Annotated in this window: 11 protein-coding genes; 3 read left to right on the forward strand and 8 right to left on the reverse strand. The window is 70.1% G+C overall.

What is annotated here, in order from left to right; translation table 11 throughout:
- Positions 1 to 247 precede the first annotated feature (247 nt).
- From M8J73_RS28530 to M8J73_RS28540, 3 genes are all read right to left on the reverse strand, one after another.
- Positions 248 to 1,000 (reverse strand): GntR family transcriptional regulator, encoded by a 753-nt coding sequence (locus tag M8J73_RS28530; protein ID WP_055538431.1) that lies wholly within the window; start codon positions 998 to 1,000, stop codon positions 248 to 250.
- 148 nt (positions 1,001 to 1,148) lie between these two features.
- On the reverse strand, positions 1,149 to 2,363 hold the full coding sequence (locus M8J73_RS28535) for a DUF4190 domain-containing protein (RefSeq protein ID WP_249829252.1): 1,215 nt from the start codon (positions 2,361 to 2,363) through the stop codon (positions 1,149 to 1,151).
- A gap of 248 nt (positions 2,364 to 2,611) precedes the next feature.
- Positions 2,612 to 4,180 (reverse strand): S8 family peptidase, encoded by a 1,569-nt coding sequence (locus M8J73_RS28540; protein ID WP_249829253.1) that lies wholly within the window; start codon positions 4,178 to 4,180, stop codon positions 2,612 to 2,614.
- A 269-nt stretch (positions 4,181 to 4,449) separates the two neighbouring features.
- Between M8J73_RS28540 and M8J73_RS28545 the strand changes: the two genes are divergently transcribed.
- Positions 4,450 to 5,556, forward strand: a complete 1,107-nt coding sequence (locus M8J73_RS28545) for a pyridoxal-phosphate dependent enzyme (RefSeq protein ID WP_055542979.1) — start codon at positions 4,450 to 4,452, stop codon at positions 5,554 to 5,556.
- A 19-nt stretch (positions 5,557 to 5,575) separates the two neighbouring features.
- Here M8J73_RS28545 and M8J73_RS28550 read toward each other — a convergent pair whose 3' ends face one another.
- A complete protein-coding gene (locus M8J73_RS28550) occupies positions 5,576 to 6,061 on the reverse strand; it encodes a MarR family winged helix-turn-helix transcriptional regulator (protein WP_249829254.1) in 486 nt (161 codons plus the stop codon).
- A gap of 65 nt (positions 6,062 to 6,126) precedes the next feature.
- Between M8J73_RS28550 and M8J73_RS28555 the strand changes: the two genes are divergently transcribed.
- Positions 6,127 to 6,552 carry a nuclear transport factor 2 family protein gene (locus tag M8J73_RS28555; protein ID WP_249829255.1) on the forward strand — a complete coding sequence of 142 codons (426 nt, stop codon included), beginning with the start codon at positions 6,127 to 6,129 and terminating at the stop codon, positions 6,550 to 6,552.
- A gap of 93 nt (positions 6,553 to 6,645) precedes the next feature.
- Here M8J73_RS28555 and M8J73_RS28560 read toward each other — a convergent pair whose 3' ends face one another.
- Positions 6,646 to 6,819, reverse strand: coding sequence for a hypothetical protein (locus M8J73_RS28560; protein WP_167738777.1), 174 nt, complete (start codon positions 6,817 to 6,819; stop codon positions 6,646 to 6,648).
- A 265-nt stretch (positions 6,820 to 7,084) separates the two neighbouring features.
- Here M8J73_RS28560 and M8J73_RS28565 point away from each other — a divergent pair, with 265 nt between their 5' ends.
- Positions 7,085 to 8,356, forward strand: coding sequence for an acyltransferase family protein (locus M8J73_RS28565; protein WP_055536757.1), 1,272 nt, complete (start codon positions 7,085 to 7,087; stop codon positions 8,354 to 8,356).
- A 27-nt stretch (positions 8,357 to 8,383) separates the two neighbouring features.
- On the opposite strand, the gene M8J73_RS28570 is transcribed toward M8J73_RS28565, so the two are convergent.
- The 3 genes from M8J73_RS28570 to M8J73_RS28580 all read right to left on the reverse strand — a co-directional run bounded on the left by M8J73_RS28570 (position 8,384) and on the right by M8J73_RS28580 (position 16,453).
- Positions 8,384 to 8,776 carry a hypothetical protein gene (locus M8J73_RS28570; protein ID WP_055536758.1) on the reverse strand — a complete coding sequence of 131 codons (393 nt, stop codon included), beginning with the start codon at positions 8,774 to 8,776 and terminating at the stop codon, positions 8,384 to 8,386.
- On the reverse strand, positions 8,776 to 15,630 hold the full coding sequence (locus M8J73_RS28575; protein ID WP_079054635.1) for a polymorphic toxin-type HINT domain-containing protein: 6,855 nt from the start codon (positions 15,628 to 15,630) through the stop codon (positions 8,776 to 8,778). Before M8J73_RS28575 ends, M8J73_RS28570 begins: the two co-directional genes overlap by 1 nt.
- Positions 15,631 to 15,694: 64 nt before the next feature.
- Positions 15,695 to 16,453 carry a hypothetical protein gene (locus tag M8J73_RS28580; RefSeq protein ID WP_055536759.1) on the reverse strand — a complete coding sequence of 253 codons (759 nt, stop codon included), beginning with the start codon at positions 16,451 to 16,453 and terminating at the stop codon, positions 15,695 to 15,697.
- Positions 16,454 to 16,513: the final 60 nt, after the last annotated feature.

Consider the following 16,513-nt stretch of genomic DNA (forward strand, 5'->3'; position numbering starts at 1 on the left):
TCCGCGCCCCAACGAGCAGCCGTCCAGCGCCTCCAGGGCATTCCGGGAGGCCATTCGGGCACACCGTCGCCCCGACGGCAAGAACGACCGGATTCGAACGGTGTTCGGACACCCCCGAAAGCCCCGACGTCTCCAACTTCCCTCAGGCAGAGGCCACTTGACCCATGCCCGCGTCACCGTCCGATACACACGGAACGCAGGGAATCCCGGGACGGGCGGGCAGGCCCCGACAGGCCGACGGCGTCGCTCACTTGACCGGCAGGTGGTAGGAGACCCGGTACCTGTCGGCCGGCACCACCACGTCCGCCGTCTCCACCGGGCGCCCCGAGGCGAAGTACGTCCGCTGCACGACCAGGACGACATGCCCGGGGACGCCGCCCAGGGCGAGGAGTTCCTCCGCGAGGCCGGGGCGGGCGCCGACCTCCTCCGTGACGTTGTCCACGATCACGTCGATGGCGGCCATGCGCTCGACGACGCCCATACCGCCGAGCGGGCCCTCCTCGGGGAGCATCACGGGGGTCCGCCCGGTGAGGGCGAGGGGCTCCCAGGAGGTGGAGAGCATCATCACCTCGCCCGCGTCCCGGAACGTGTACTTCGTGCACATCACCCGGTCCCCGGGCTGGATGGCCAGCCGCTCCGCGATCGCGCCGCTCGCCTCGACCTGTTCGCTGCGGGACTCCCAGGTGCCGCGTGCGGCGACGTCTGCCTGCTCCTGCCGGAACGGCGTCGCCCCGCCGACGGGACGGAACCCGGAGCGGGCCACCCGGCGCGGCACGGGCCGCTCCCGCACATAGGTGCCCGATCCGGAGCGGCCCTCGACCAGCCCCTCGGCCATGAGCACCTTGCGCGCCTCCAGCGCGACCGTGTCGGAGACGCCGTACTCCTCGCGGATCCGCGCTTGGGAGGGGAGACGGGTGTGCGGTGGCAGCGATCCGTTCACGATCTTCTTGCGGAGATCACCCGCGACACGCAGGTACGCCGGCTGCTCACCGAAAGTCACTGGCCGCTCCCATCAGGCTGTACAGACAGCAACAGCCTGGCAACCGTCGGTTGTGCCATGCAAGCAAAGGCCAAGGAATCACTCGATGTGATGACATGTGCCCGGGGAGGCCTTTACGCAGGCACTTTCTCCCCGCTATGGACGAACGTCACACCTGCGCGCGGGGCTCACCCTCACCGCCGCCCTCGCCCGCGCCTTCCTCGTCGCCGATCTCCGGGGTGGTGGCCAGACCCAGAGCCTCGCGCGCCGTGACCGCCTTGGGGCCGTCGGTCAGCCGGTGCGCCCGGTCCCAGTGGTCACTGAACTCGTCGGCGTCACTCGCGTCGGCGGCCCCCTGCCACTCCTCGCGGGCCCGGTCCAGAGCCTTGGCGTAGGCGGTCACCGCCTTCTCGGCGCCGGGCTCCCAGTCGTGCGCCCGCAGGGCCGCCGCCTGCTGCTCCAGGGCGTCGGCCACCTCGGGCGCCCACGCCTTGTGGGCGGGCAGGTCGTCGCTGACGTAGTCCGTGTCGGGCAGGCCCTCGAAGGCCTCGTTGAGGAGGGCGTCGGCCTGGAGGAACGCGAACTGGTCGGCGTCGAGGGTGGTCCCGTCCTGACGCAGCGAGCCGGTCAGGCCGGCCTCCGCGTCCTCGTTGCCGAACACGCAGGCCACCTGGCGGTCGCCGTACCGCCAGCTCTGCCGGGTGGGCGTGTAGTAGTACACGTCGACGTCGGCCGGCATCGCCCAGGTGTCCATGACGTACGAGGCGGAGAGGTCGTAGCACCGGTCGCCGGCGGCGTCCTCGACCTCGTCGTCGCCAGGGAACGCCCCGTCCGGCAGCGAGAACTCGGCGAACACCTCGGCGTCGTGCCTCCCCTCGCACGGCACCACGTCCACGTCGTACGCGTAGCCCTCCAGGGAGCCGTTGGGCGCGTCGAAGCACTCGCCCTTCTTCACCGAGAAGGTGGTGCCCGCGCCGCTCGCCGCGTCCCGGAAGCCGTCCCACGCGTCGCGCGCGCCGCCCGTGGTGAGCGCGAGCGTCATCAGCAGCGCGCCGGTCGCCGACAGGGCGATTCCGGCCACCGCCATGCCCTTGCCGCGCTCCCCCTTCCGCTTGATCTGCACCAGGGCGAGGACGCCGAGGAGCAGACCCGCGCCCGGCAGCAGACAGATGAGGCCCAGGACGAGCGCGGCGATCGCGAGCCCGTTGACCTGCGGGGGCAGCGGCGCCGGGTAGGACCGTCCCCAGGCCTGGCCCCAGGGCTGGGGCCAGGCCGGGTACGGCTGTCCCGGCGCGGACTGCGGCTGCCCGGACTGCGGCTGCCCCGGAGGCGGGAACGGGCCGCCCTGGGGCGGCTGGGCCCCGGGGGGCGGGGGTGTGGCCACGGGTCGCATGCTCCTTGCGCCGGAGTCAGGGGAACTGGCGTACGACTTTCGTACGGCTTGGCGCATGGTAAGCGCGGGCCGGGCGGGGGCGACACGCGGGGCGCGGACCCAGAGGGCCCGGCACCGGTGGTGTCGCTCCCGCCCGCCCCGCGGTGGGGCCGGACCGGGAAGCGGTACGGCCGGGATCCGGAATCTCGACCCCGGGACGGGAAGCCCGGGGCCAGGGGGTCAGAGACCGGGGTCCGGGATCAGAACTGGAGGGCCCATGAGTCGATGCGGCCCGTGTCCAGCGCGGCGTTGTCGCTCACCCGGAGCTTCCACACGCCGTTGGCGACCTCCGAGGAGGCGTTCACCGTGTACGTGGTGTTGATGTTGTCCGCACTGCCGCCGGCGCCGTACGCCTTCAGCGTGTACGCGGTGCCATCGGGAGCGACCAACTGCACCTGAAGGTCACCGATATAGGTGTGGACGATGTTCACGGGCACGCTGAGTGAGGACGGCGCGTTGCCGGTGACACCGCTGACGGTGATCGGCGACTCCGCGGTGGAGTTGTCGTTGACCGCGTAGTCGGCCGTGTTCTCGAAGCGCGGCCCGGTCGGCGGCGGTGTGGTCCCACCGCCACCCACGTTCAGCAGACGGTTGGGCGAGCCCGTGCCGGGGCTGGTGACGACACCGGTGGTGGCGGCGTTCACCAGGGCCGCCTGGACGGCCGCCGGGGTGGCCGTGGGGTTGTCCGCCAGGTACAGCGCGGCGGCTCCGGCGACATGCGGGCTCGCCATCGACGTACCGGAGATGGTGTTGGTCGCCGTGTCGCTGGTGCGCCAGGCCGAGGTGATGGAGGAGCCGGGGGCGAACAGGTCCAGGACGGTGCCGTAGTTGGAGTAGCTCGCCTTGGCGTCGGAGCTGGTGGTGGCGCCGACGGTGATGGCCTCCGTGACGCGGGCGGGCGAACGGGTGGAGGCGTTGGTCGTCTCGTTGCCGGCCGCGACGGCGAAGGTGACGCCGGAGGCGACGGCGTTGCGGACGGCGGTGTCGATCGCGGTGTCGCCCGGGCCGCCGAGGCTCATGTTGGCGACGGCCGGCTTGACGGCGTTGGCGGTCACCCAGTCGATGCCCGCGACGACCTGCGCGGTGGTGCCCTGGCCCGAGTTGTTCAGGACGCGCACGCCGACGATCTTGGCCTTCTTGGCGACGCCGTACGCCGTGCCGGCGACGGTTCCCGCGACATGGGTGCCGTGGCCGTGGCCGTCCTGGGCGGTGTTGTCGTTGTCGACGGCGTCGTAGCCGTCCACGGCGCGGCCGCCGAAGTCGCTGTGCGAGATGCGCACACCGGTGTCGATGACGTACACGGTGACGCCCTCGCCCGCGGTGTCGTCGTAGCTGTAGCTCTGGTTGAGCGGCAGCGCCGGCTGGTCGATGCGGTCCAGGCCCCAGGAGGGCGGGTTGGGCTGCGTCGCCGTGATGCGGAAGGTGCGGTTCTGGACGACGGAGACGACGTTCGGGTCTGCGGCGAATCGTTTCGCCTCGGTCTCGGTGGCCTCGACCTCATAGCCGTTGAGTGCCTTGGTGTACGTGCGCTCGATCTCGGCGCCGTACCGCTCGGCCAGGGCCCTGCCCTTGCCGGAGCCGGCCTTGGCGTCCGTCTTCAGGGTGACGATGTAGCTGTCCTTCACGGCGTCGGCCGCGCCGGCGTACTGGATCCGGCCGTCCGTCGCGGCGGTGGCGGGGAGGGCGGAGACCAGCCCGGAGGCGAGCGCCGCGGTGGCCGCCGCGCCGATCAGGGCCAGTCTTCGCCGGTTCTGACGCATCACTGCCATCTGAGGGTCCTCCTCGATCGGTGGTGCGCTGGTGGGGGCGACGCACACACGCGGACGCGCGAGAGGGCGCCATGAAGATCATGCCCATGTCAAAACTCTGTGGGGTTCCTGTGCGTCAGCCGAAAGATTGAGGCCTTTGAAGGAATTGCACAAGCCCCCGCACACCAGGGAACGGCGACCGCAACACGATGGCCATGCCACTGCCATGCCACTGCCATGACACACCGTCATACATCACCGTCGGCGACGCACCCACTTACCCTGCGTGCATGACACCTCTGCCGGATCGCTTCTGCCCGACGGACGGCACCCGCGTCCCCGCCGCCTCCCTCGCCTGGTGCTGCCCGGCCTGCCACGGCCCTCTGGACCTCGACTTCGCGCCCACCCCCGCGCCCTTCAAGTCCCTGGCCGGCCGGGTGAACTCGCTCTGGCGGTACGCCGAGTGCCTTCCCCTCGCCACACCGTCGGTCTCTCTCGGCGAGGGCCGCACCCCGCTCGTCGAGCTCGCGGACGGCGTCTCCGCGAAGCTCGACTATCTGATGCCGACGCTGTCCTTCAAGGACCGGGGCGCGGTGCTCCTCGCCGAACTGGCCCTGCGGCTGGGGCCGAGCCGGGTCGTCGCCGACAGCAGCGGCAACGCGGGCACGGCGATCGCCGCGTACTGTGCGCGCGCCGCGCTGCCCTGCACGGTGTACGTCCCCGTCGGCACCTCGGCCAAGAAGCTGGAGCAGATCGACGTGCACGGCGCGCAGCTCCGGATCGTCGAGGGGGACCGCGAGGCGGCGGCCGCCGCGGCCCGCGAGGCGGCGGACGAGGAGGGCGTCTTCTACGCCTCGCACGTCTACAATCCCTACTTCCTCCACGGCACGAAGACCTACGTCCACGAGCTGTGGGAGGACCTCGGCGGCCGGCTCCCGGACGTCCTGGTCGTCCCGGTCGGCAACGGCACGCTGCTGCTCGGCGCCGCTCTCGCCGTCGCCGAACTCCACTCGGCGGGCCTGATCGACCGCCGGCCGGCCCTGTACGCCGTCCAGTCGGCGGCGGTCGCCCCCCTGGCCCACGCGTGGGCCGAGGGCGCGGACGATCTCGTCGGCACCACCCCCATGGCGCCGACCCACGCCGAGGGCATCGCCATCCCGCGCCCGCCCCGGGCCCGCCAGATCCTGCGGGCCGTACGCGACTCCGGCGGCAGATTCCTCACCGTCACCGAGGACCAACTCCGCCACGCCCAGCGCGATCTCGCCTCCCGGGGCCTGTTCGTCGAGGCGACGGGAGTGGCCTGCTGGGCCGCCGTACGGGAGGGGGCGCTGGGGACCCGCACGGCGGTGGTCCCGCTGTGCGGGGCGGGGCTGAAGTCGGGAGTGGCAGGGGGCTGAGGGAGCGCCGGCCACGGGGTCAGCGGGGCGGCCTCACCTCGCGGCGACGGACGGCCGCGGCGCCCCCGAGCGTGTCGAGGAGGTCGGCGAGGAGGGTGCGCGCCGCATCGAGGGCCGGGGCGCCGAACCGCTGCCGGAGGCGGTCTTCCAGCGCCGCCCGCACACGGCGGGCGGCGGCGACGGCTTCGTGACCGCGCGGCGTGAGCGTGACGCGCCGGACGCGGGCGTCCTCGGGGTCGGGCAGGCGTTCGGCGTAGCCGAGGCGCTCCAGTTCGGCGACCGCCTTGGAGGCGCCCTGCTGGGTCATGTCGAGCTTCTCGGCGAGGTCGCCGATGGTGGGCCGGGCGTGGAGGAGGTGCTGGAAGACATAGCCGTGGGACATCCGCAGGTCGGGGAAGCCGAGGTCGGCGAGTTCGTCCTGGACGGTGGAGGCCGTGGCGAGACCGGCGAAGAGGGCGAGGGTGCCGGTGTCGAGATCGTGCGGGTCGAGTGGCTGCTGCTGCATGGACCCACTCTGCCATTGGACAACCCGGATTGTGCAACCATGGTTGCACAACTAAGGTTGTAGGCATGCCGGAGTTCGCTGAGCACCCCGATGTCCGTACCGCCGTCCGCTACCACCAGGCGGTGTCCCGCTTCGCCCCGGACGAGGAACTAGCCGCCTTCTTCCACCCGGACGCCGTCCACACGCAGCTGCCCAACGCCCTCTTCCCGGACGGCACCGTCCGCCGGCTGCCCGACCTGATCGCCGCGTCGCGGCAGGGCCGGTCCCTGCTCGCCGGCCAGCACTTCGACGTGATCAACGCGGTCGCCTCCGGCACCCAGGTCGCCCTGGAGGTCACCTGGTCCGGCGCCCTGGCCGTACCCGTCGGCGACCTGGCCGCCGGGCAGGTGCTGCGGGCCCACATCGCGACGTTCCTCGAGTTCCGCGACGGAAAGATCACCGCCCAGCGCAACTACGACTGCTACGAGCGGCTGCGCCCCGCGACGGACTGAGGTCCTCTCGCCCACCCACGTACTGTCGTCGCCGAGCGGCAGGCGCAGCGGGGCCCGCCCTCCGGGCGGACGACGGGACTTTGCGGACACGACCTAGAACGCCACGAACCACAGCAGGGCGAGAGCCCCCGCCCCGGCCGCCGTCATCAGCATGTTGCTGCGCTTGTGCCCCAGCCAGAGCAGGAGCACCGCGGCGGCGACCGCGAGCACCCGCACCTCACCGTTGAACACGAGCAGCACCCCGAGAATCGCCAACGCCACCCACATGAGTGCCCCTCCCCCGGCCTTCCGGTCTCCCTCCCCGAGAGCTGCCCACGCGAAGAGATCGACATCCCCCGAATCACCACGAGCCAGACATCGCGCCGAATGCCGCCCTTCGAGACCCGCGAGGGCAGCGGGAGTCGCGCGGCGGGGCCCTTCTCGTCAGGAGTGCCGGCCCCCGTGGAGGATGGCGGGGCGAGCCCGCAGTCCTCGCCGCCGGCAGGTGACAGCCGGGCTGAACACCAGGGAAAGGCCGCACGTGAGAACGGGTATGAAGTCTTCACTCCCCGCGACGCCCCGGCCGGCCGCGTCCGGTGTGTCGCGGCTCGGCTGGCTGGACGCGCTGCGCGGTATCGCGGCGCTCGTGGTGGTGTTCGACCACTCGTCGTACTCCTTCATGGCGGAGTTCCGACGGGAGCTGATGCCGGAGTTCAACACCAGCCGCTACGGCATCATGGTGTTCTTCCTGGTCAGCGGTTACATCATCCCCGCGTCGCTGGAACGCAGGGGCTCGGTGGGGACGTTCTGGACCGGCCGCTTCTTCCGTATCTACCCTCTGTGCGCGGTCGTCGTCGCCGGTCTGCTGCTGGCCGACCACCTGGGTCTGGCGGAGATCCGGGAGTTCCACGGACAGAGCCTCGCCTCGGTGGCGCTGGCCCATGTCACCCTCTTCCAGGAGCTGTTGGGCACCCCCAACCTGCTGCTCGTCCTGTGGACGCTCTCCTACGAGATGGCCTTCTACCTCCTGGTGGTCGGACTTTTCACGGTGCGTCAGCACCGGCGGTCCGGCGCGGTAGCCGTCACCCTGGCGGGGCTCGCCGCGCTGAGTGTGGCGGCGGGGTTCGCCCTGCCGGCTTCGGCACTCTCGGAGGAGTTCGGCACCGGTCGGCTGATCGCCCTCGCGGCGGTCGTGATGGCCGTCGCCATCTGCTGCGCGAGCACCGGGTCGGGCGTGCTGCGGGTGTTCGGGGGCCTGCTGGGCGGGGGCTTCGCGCTGACCCTGGTCGCCCTCAACGGCACGGTCCCGGTGTGGGAGGGGCTGGTGATCCTCGCCGTGATGTTCCTCGGTACGGCGGTGTACCGGGCCGACACCGGGCAGAGCAGCTGGGCGTGGGCGGGCTGCGCGGCGGCCCTGGTGGTCGCCTGCGCGGTCGGGAGCGCGTATGTCGACGGCGACGGTGGGCACTTCACTCGGCGCGCGTGGATCGTGTCGTTCCTGCTGGCCGTGGTCACCTTCGGCATCGGGCTGGCGGTGCGCCGTCGGCGGATCCCACGTCTGCTGACGTTCCTGGGCACGATCAGTTACTCGGTCTACCTCGTGCATCCGCTGCTGCTGGCGGTGAGCGACCACACGTTCGGCCGCCGCCCCCACGACGACCTGATCCGCGAGGTGGCCTTCTATGTACTGCTGTTGCCGGTGTGCGCCCTGACGTACTACTGCGTCGAGGCACCGGCCCAGCGCTGGGCGCGCCGCCTGACACGCCGCGACGCCCCGGACCGGGTGGGGTCCGGGGCGTCGTCGGCGGCGGCATCGGTGTCGTGACCTCGCTGCCGCCGTCAGGTCAAGCGGTCACAGGTCGTACGGGTAGAGCTGGATCTCGGGTGCCCGGAAAGAGATGAAACCCTCTCGCAGCAACTCCTGCCTGCGCTCCGGGATCTCGACCAGCAGGATGTCCGGCCCCACTCTGATCTCCACGACCGGGTCGTCGCCGTCGTCGTACCCGACGACCTGACCCGTGATCAGAGCGGCGCGCTCCGTCCCGGCGGCCTCGGCGAGGGACGCAGTGCCCGAAGCCTCCGCCGTCCATTCAACGACTTCTTCCGGAACCTCGAGTTCGACGTCATATCGACCCGCCTCGACGAGGGCCGACCCCATCCAGCGGCCCGAGGCAGTACCGGACTCGCAGCGGAAGCGCACGATGCGCTGTGCGGGATCCAGGATCTCGAGGACTTCCACGCGCATCACTTCACTCCCAACGGGACACGCTGCATGGTGTTGCTGACCGTCCATTCGTTCGTGACGGAGTTCCAGTCCCAGGTCTCCTGGTGGTAATGGAACTTGGTGGGCTTGCTGTTCATCTCGTGGTCCCCCATCCGGATGCTGCGGCGTCCGTCGGCGGAGACGAGGCGGCTGGGGTCCGGCTGCCCGGTACGCGGGTGGATGTTCGTGTACGGGCCGGGGCCCAGGAAATCAGCCCATGCCTGTTCGACCTGAGCGGGTTTGAGGGGCTTGGGCGCCGCGACCTCCGGCAGGTTCCTGACGGACTGAGCAGGACCGCAGGCGGTGGAGTTGTGCACCAGCACCGGAGTCACGCCGGCCAGCACATAGTACGTGTGGAAGTCGGCCACGGTGAGGTTGTGGACGGTGGCCGGCCGGGTCCAGCGGTCGACCGCAGTGATCTCGACCAGAGCCCCGGTGGACGTGCGGAGCCGTTCGCCGACGGTCAGGTCGGTGGCGTCGGCCCAGGCGTTCAGCGCCGGAACCCAGAACGGGTGGCCGTCCGTCGCGGTGATCGTGGCGGTCCGCCTCTCGCCGTCGACCTCCACTGACAGCGTGATCCTGACCAGGTTCTTCCGGCCCTTGCCGGTGATCTCCGCGGTGACCGTCTTGACCGTGGTCCGCCCGGTCTCGGGGTCCGTGGCGAGTATCTTGTCGCCGGTCTTGACCTCCTCAATGGGCTTGGTGGTGCCGTCGGCCATCAGAACCTTGGTGCCGGGGACAAAACTGTTGCAGGGCCTCGCGCCCATGGCCCCGCCCAGGTAGCCCAGTACGGCGGTGGCGACGGCGTCCTTGATGACGTTGCCCCGGGCGACGGCGGCGGCCTTCTCGTTGCACTCGTCGGCGTTGTAGACGCAGTAGGTGGCCGCGAGTTCCTTGGCCTTCTCGACGTCCTTGCCGCCGTGCAGCACGTACAGGTAGGCCTGACGGCAACCCTCACGCCCGAAGCAGGCGGTGCCCTCCCGGCCCTTCTGGGACGACTCGTAGACCGGGTTGTACCAGAAGTCGTCGGTGAACTCCCCGTTCATCCGGGGGCTCCAGTAATCGTCCGCCAGGTGATCGAGGTCGTTCGACACAGGGGTGTTCGCCGACACCCAGTACTTCTTCGCCGCCTGGGAGCGCTTGTAGATGTTGCCGCGGCGGTAGTCGGTCGTGCCCGACTTCGCGTCGTAGCCGACCTCCTTCTGGGTCTTCTTGCTGCAGTTCGCGAGGGAGTACTGGCAGGAGTTGGGCTTGGACCCGATCTCCGTGCCCGCCGGGTCGGAGTGGGTCAGGGGGTTGTTGTTGGCGTAGGCGTAGCCGTGCATCTGCTGCGGGTCGTCGGCCGTGAAGACCGGGTCGACCGACAGGAAGCGGCCCAGGTCGGGGTCGTACTCACGGGCGCCGAGGTGCGTGAGGCCGGTGGCCTTGTCGATGGTGCCGCCGACGAAGCCCTTGGTTCCGGCGAACGAGGTCGGCCGGGTGCCGCGCGGGCCGCCGAAGGGCAGGGTGCGGCGCTGGGTCAGGGCCTGGGTGGTGGCGTCCACGGACAGCTGGGCCGTGCCGTGGTGGTCGGCCAGGGTGAAGGAGATCTTCCCGTCGTTGGCCTGGACGGCCGTGTGACCGCCGCCGAGGTCGAAGTAGCGGGTGGCCTTGGGGGCTGTGGACCCCTTGGCCAGGGTGATCTCCGTGGGGCCGAGGTACAGCGTGGTCTCGGTCGGGGTCCGGCCGATCAGGCGGTTGCCCTCCGAGTCGTACAGGTACTCGGTGACCTTGTCGCTGCCGCCCTCCACGGGTTCGGTGACCTTGGTCAGGTGGCCCTCGGTGTCCCAGTCCAGGGTCTGGGAGGTGCCGTCGGCCAGCAGCCGGGTGCGGGTGTTGCCCGCGTCGTCGTAGGTGAAGCTGTCGCGGGACTTGACGGTCCCGGCGGTGTTGTCCACCGACGTCAGCGCGTGCGGGCGCACGGCACCCGGGTCCGGGTAGTCGTACTCCCGCTTGGTGTCGGAGGCGCCTGCCTCGGTGGCGTGCCGGGTCTCGGTGAGCCGGTTGCCCACCTTGTCGTAGGTGTAGGACGTCCAGTACGGGGCCGGACCGCCCACGGTGCTCGCGCTGGGGGTGGCGACGCAGCCGGTGGTCGACTGGGCCCAGGCCTCCGTCACCCGACCGAGGTGGTCATAGGTGAAGCACTGGTTGTCGGTGCCGGAGCGGGACGTGTCGGAGACGGACAGGACGTTGCCCGCCTCGTCGTACTTGTAGGTGTTGAGCTGGTCGACCCCCGCGATGTCCTGGCGGTCCACCCGGGAGGTGGCCAGCCGCTGGGTGCCCCACTGGTAGGTGTTGGTCTCGTACGTCGCCTTCCCGCCGTTCGCGGCCATGGAGTACTGCAGCGGCTTGCCGGTGAGGCTGTAGCGGGTGCTCGCGGTCATGTTCAGCGGCCCGCTGATCCCGATGGGCCGCAGCGTGCCGTCCTCGTAGGTGTAGGTGACGGTGTTGGCGGCCAGGTCACCTGCCTTGGGGTAACCGATGCCCTGCACCGTGCCCGACGCGTTGTAGCTGGTCGACGAGAGATAGGTGCCCTGGAGGTCGCCCTCGGAGGACGGGATGGTGACGGAGGTGCGCAGCGGGCGGTACAGCCGGTCGTAGGCGACCACGCTCGTCTTGTACTCCTGGCCGCCGCTGAAGCGGGAGCTGGAGGCGAGCTGCCCCTTGGCGCCGCTGATGGTGTCGTAGACCCACTTGGCACGCAGCGTCCCGGACGCGGAGTTGTCCCGCATCTCGGTCTTGCGGCCCAGGCCGTCGTAGACGTAGGCCAGGACGCCCTTTGGACTCTTCGAGGTGGTCATCAGGGACCGGTCGTCGTACTCCAGGTGACCGGCGCCCTTGTCCGGGTCGGTGGTGTCCGTGAGCCGGCCCATCAGGTCGTACGTCCACGTCCAGGCGTTGCCCGCCGGGTCGGTGACCTTGATCAGCTCACCACGCGGCGAGTACGCGTACGACGTGGTGTCGTAGGCGGCGTCGGCGGAACGGGAGTGCAGCAGACGCAGTTCGGTGGTGCGGCCGCGGGCGTCGGTGACGGCGGTCTGAGCGGTGCCTCCGACGGGCGGGATGACCGTGGTGCGGTCGCCGCCGTAGAGCGTCCTCGTGACGCCGAGGACCTCTCCGCCGTCGCCGTTGCCGGCGATCGCCTTCAGCTCGGTCACCCGGCCGAGGCCGTCATAGGTGTACCGGTTCTGGGTCTCCACGCTCAGCGCGTCAGCGGGCTTGAAGAGCGTGGTCGACGGCGCGGCGGTGACGTAGTAGGTGGCGAACTCCTTCGTCGTGAGGCCGCGTTCGTCGTAGAAGGTGTCCGTCAGCAGCGTTCCGCCGTCCGGGCCGGGCGACTGCGTCTGGCGGGGGCGGAGGAAGCCGTCGTAGAGGGTGTAGGAGGTGTCCTGGGCACCCGAGTTGCCGATGGTCTTCGTCCCCACCGCGACCGGCTTGCCGTCGGTGATGGTGTAGGTGAACTCGCTGCTCGGGGTCTGGCCCGTCGTCCGGTCCGGCAGCCACACCTTGGTGACACGGCCCAGCGCGTCGTACGCGTAGGAGGTGACCTTGCTGTTGGTGTCGGTCTCGGTGAGCGGCAGTCCGCGCAGCGCCTCGTAGGTGGTGGTCGAGGTCTGGGCGGTGGCGCTGTCCCCGGCCGTGGCCGGCGGGGTGGTCACCGTGCTGCTCGTCGGGAAGCCCGAGGTGGGGGTGTACGCGGTGGTGGTGGTCCGTCCGCCGCTGCGGGCGGTCCGGGTGAGCACCCCGGAGGACGTGACCGTGACGTCGGCGGTGAGGTCGGTGGTGGTCAGCGCCCGGCCGTAGCCGTCGAAGGTGGAGCTGGACTCCAGATAGACCGCGGTGGTGCCGTTGTACGTCTTGAGCTTCGCCGTCCTGGTGGGGTCACCCTTGGTCGCCGCGGCGCCGTAGGCCCCGCCGTCGTAGGCGGTGCGGACGTCGGAGATGACGTCGGCCGGACGGCTGGGGGTGGCGTCGCACGCCTTGGCGACCGTCTCGACCCGGGCCGGGGTGGCCAGCGGCACGCTGCCGGCGACATAGGTGGTGCGGGTGCACTGGTTGTCGGCGGCGGTCGTCGTGTCGCCCAGGTCCTCGCTCTGCACGACGAGACCCGTGGCGGGGTCGTGGGTCTCGGAACCGGAGGTGATCCGCCACTTGGCGCCCTCGCCGTCGTCCAGCGAGGTCCAGGACTTCGTGGAGGCGGTGCCGGTGAAGTTGGCGGTGACGGTGCCCCAGTCGCGGACCTTCTTCGCGGTCTCCTTGTACCAGGGCCGGCTCACCGTCTTCTCGAGGACCTTGCCGCCGGGGCCGGAGTAGGTGACGGTCTTGTACGCGAACCCGGCCTGCGACTCGTGGTCGGTGATCGGGTCGCCCTCGCCGTCGCCCAGGGTGACGCTGACGGACTTGGTGCCGCCGGAAGGGTCCTTGCGGTCGCCGTCCATGCCGCGCAGGAAGTACGAGTCGGTCTGCGTCCTCATGGCCGAGGCGCCGCCCTGGCCTCCCGTGCGCACCCGTACGTGGCCGTATCCGCGCCACTGCGACCAGGTCCGCAGCTTCGCCTTGGACATGCCGTCGTCATCGTCGTAGTGCCAGGCGGCACCGTCCAGGTAGTCGTACATGGTGACCTGGTCGGGCGAGCCGCCGGTACGGTCGGTCGAGGTGACGGAGTCGACGACGTACTTGTTGAACCACTGCAGCTCGGGGTCGTCGCTCGAACTGCCGCCGATGTACTGCGGGAAGCAGCGGGTGGTGTTGGTCTGCGGGGTCGGCAACGCGTCGAAGTCGCAGACGGGGGCCGAGTAGGTGACGTCGATCTGGCCGCCCGAGTCGTCGGCGATCGTGGACAGCCGGGACTTGATGTACGGGGCGTAGCCGTCGCCGGTCCTGTCGAGCCGGTTGGCGAGCTGCTTGTAGGCGAAGGTGGTCTTCGGCAGGGTGATCGAGGACGTGCCGTCATGACCGGTGCGCTGGACGGAGTCGAGCAGCAGCTGGTAGTCGGTGTCGGCCATGCCCCAGCGGTGGGTCAGCTTCCAGGAGTCGACGTTCTTGTAGCCGCTGCCGTCGTACACCTGGGTGGCGACCTCGGTGAGGCGCTTGCGGGTGAAGAACGCCGGGGAGTACCGGCCGTTGTCGCAGTCGGTGCCCGCCTCGCAGTTCAGGTCCCAGGGTGTGTCGTACCAGTACTGGGAGCCCGTGGAGATGGACGAGCAGGTGGTGGAGCTGTCGGCTATGCACCGCTCGCTGCTGGTGAGGTCGACCTTGGCCTGCGCCTTCGCCGAGTACATGGCGTTGGACTTCAGCCCGTACTCGACGCGGTCCAGGGTGCCGCCGCGGACGTAAGGGGTGTCGTCGGCGGCCTTGAGGTTGCGGCCGTAGGAGTTGGTCTCCTTGTCGTAGTAGTACGCGACCGCGTTGCCGCGCCGGTCCACGACGTAGTCGAGGTTCCAGCGCCAGCCCTGCTGGCACCAGGACGCGGCGAACGTGGAGGCGTGGCAGGGCTCGTCGGCGTTGTTGCCGAAGACCGGCACGGTCCACGTCGAGTCCGTGGTCTCGTTGCCGCTGGCCCAGCCGGGCAACCGGTTGTAGCCGAAGTAGTAGCGGGTGCCGTCGGGGGTGGTGACCCGCCAGTACTCGTCATCGCGGGCTCCGTTGGACCGCACGTTGTCGCTGTCACCGTGGAGCCGGTCGACCTTCGTGCCGTCGTCGTTCTGCAGCTTCCAGGAGTTGGTGCCGTTCGGCACCAGCTCACCGCCGGAGCCGTTCAGCGACAGGGTGGCGTTGTCGTACGCCCAGCACAGGTCGCCCGGGTCCTTCCCGTCGGCGTTGGTCGCCCCGTCCTTCTCGCAGCTCTTGTAGCTGCGCTCGATGAAGCCGGGCGCCAGGTCGAAGCCGTCGCCGACCCAGGACGCCTGGTTGTTGCTGTTGCCGGTCCGGCCGTCGACACCGCCGGAGGAGTACGACAACCCGACCTGCGGCACAAGCCCGCCGGGCACCTTGGGCACCGCCATGTCGTACGCCCAGGCGAACGAGCCGCTGCTCAGGTCCGTGTTCCAGGTCGAGGAGGCCGACAGGGACGTGGCTTTGTAGTCGCCCTTGTCGCTGCTCGCGGAGGTGGTGGCCGCGAGGACGGTCGCCGAGCCGGAGGTGAGGGAGACCGACTTCGCGGTCAGCGTCTGCTTGTCGGCGTTGTTGACGGTCGTCACCGGCCGCGTCGTACGGCACTGCTTCTTCTGCGGCGTCGTCAGGGCGCAGGCAGGCAGTTCGACGAGGGTCAGACGGGAGGCGTAGCCGCCGCCGTAGAGACCGGCGAAGGAGGAGTAGTCGAGCCCGGCTCGGACCTTTCCGGAGCGGTGGGTGCCGCCCTCACCGGGTGTCAGGGTGAAGACGGGCCCGTCCACACCGGTCTTGCGTGCGGCCTTCCTGGACAGGACCCGGACGGTGTAGGTACCGTCCGCGGCGTCCTTGGCCCTGGTACCGCGGGTGTCCAGGGTGAGGGGGGTGCCCTTGACGCGGGTGGCGTCCTCTTGCAGGGTCACCGTCGCGGCCGTGGCCTTCGGCCAGGCCGTGGCCGGGGCCGTGGCGGGGGTGCGGGGACCCTTCATGACCTTGCGGGGCACCGCCTTGCCCGCCGGGCCCCCGGCGACCGGCTTCTCCGCCTTCGGCAGCGCGGGCTTCTGCCACGCCTGGGCGACCGCGGGAGCACCCGCCGCCTGAATGAGGGTGCCCGTCAGCACCGCGGCCGTGGCCAGAGCCACCTGCCGCCACGGCCTGCCTGTTCTCCTGCGTGCTCTGGTAGACATGCGCGTCTGTTTCTCCCGTTGGGTGTTGCGTATCGAGTGGCGAGCGGCGACGGACGGACGACAGTTACTTCGCTCCGTCGAAGTGTCGGATCTTTTCCACTTGCGCCTTGATCAGCTCGTCCGGGATTCCGGTCGGCTTCTTCCTGACCGAGGAGTTCGGCCTTTCGAAGTTGTGGAACATGGCGACCGTCGTGCCTTCCCTCAGCACCACGACCGCGTGGGGGACGCGGATCTTCACGCCGTCCGGATACGAAACGACCTCGACCAACCGAATGGAGACCGAGTCGTCCCCGTATCCTGGGTCGGGTTGCACCTCGACCTCTTCGTAGGACATTCGGCCTTCCGTGAAGTCGGTGCAGCTGTCGGCCGACTTCCTGAATTCCTGCACGACCCGTTTCGCATCGCCGATCCTGTGCGAGGCGAGGGTCATGACGGCCCCACGGCGGGCCCCTTTGCCGCTGTACGTGCGATTGATCCGCGCGTTGGCCGCATAGGCACTGCTGCTCCGCCCGAGAGTCTGGGCGATCGGACTGCACTCGACAGGCTGAGCCCTTCTCTCGGACGGGCTCGTGCTCATCGGTATGCTGCCGAACTTCTCGCCGTCGCTTTTGTCCAACGCGACTCGATCAAGATCCGCCTCGGTCCACGGTTGACGTGAAGTGCCGTTCGCCGAAGGCGTCCCGTCGGCGGTAGCCACGCTGCCCGCTCCGGTGCTCTGCCCGCACGCACCGGTAAGACAAGCGACAATCGCCGCGGCCACCGCACGGCGGATGTACGACATGCGCATCATCGTTCCCTTTATGAAGGTCAGGTCGGGCTGCAACGCCGCTTCGTTCCCTGAAGCGGGTTGAAAAATGCACCTGAGCCGCTGTGCATTCAGGGC

Origin of the sequence: Streptomyces neyagawaensis, from assembly GCF_023516595.1 — a bacterium.
In the GTDB taxonomy this organism is placed as follows: Bacteria; Actinomycetota; Actinomycetes; order Streptomycetales; family Streptomycetaceae; genus Streptomyces; species Streptomyces neyagawaensis.

Bases quoted from the DNA above. Each gene is read 5' to 3' on its own strand.
- M8J73_RS28540 (WP_249829253.1), bottom strand. From the start codon at position 4,180: ATGGCAGTGATGCGTCAGAACCGGCGAAGACTGGCCCTGATCGGCGCG.
- M8J73_RS28545 (WP_055542979.1), top strand. From the start codon at position 4,450: ATGACACCTCTGCCGGATCGCTTCTGCCCGACGGACGGCACCCGCGTC.
- M8J73_RS28550 (WP_249829254.1), bottom strand. From the start codon at position 6,061: ATGCAGCAGCAGCCACTCGACCCGCACGATCTCGACACCGGCACCCTC.
- M8J73_RS28555 (WP_249829255.1), top strand. From the start codon at position 6,127: ATGCCGGAGTTCGCTGAGCACCCCGATGTCCGTACCGCCGTCCGCTAC.
- M8J73_RS28560 (WP_167738777.1), bottom strand. From the start codon at position 6,819: ATGTGGGTGGCGTTGGCGATTCTCGGGGTGCTGCTCGTGTTCAACGGT.
- M8J73_RS28565 (WP_055536757.1), top strand. From the start codon at position 7,085: ATGAAGTCTTCACTCCCCGCGACGCCCCGGCCGGCCGCGTCCGGTGTG.
- M8J73_RS28570 (WP_055536758.1), bottom strand. From the start codon at position 8,776: ATGCGCGTGGAAGTCCTCGAGATCCTGGATCCCGCACAGCGCATCGTG.
- M8J73_RS28575 (WP_079054635.1), bottom strand. From the start codon at position 15,630: ATGTCTACCAGAGCACGCAGGAGAACAGGCAGGCCGTGGCGGCAGGTG.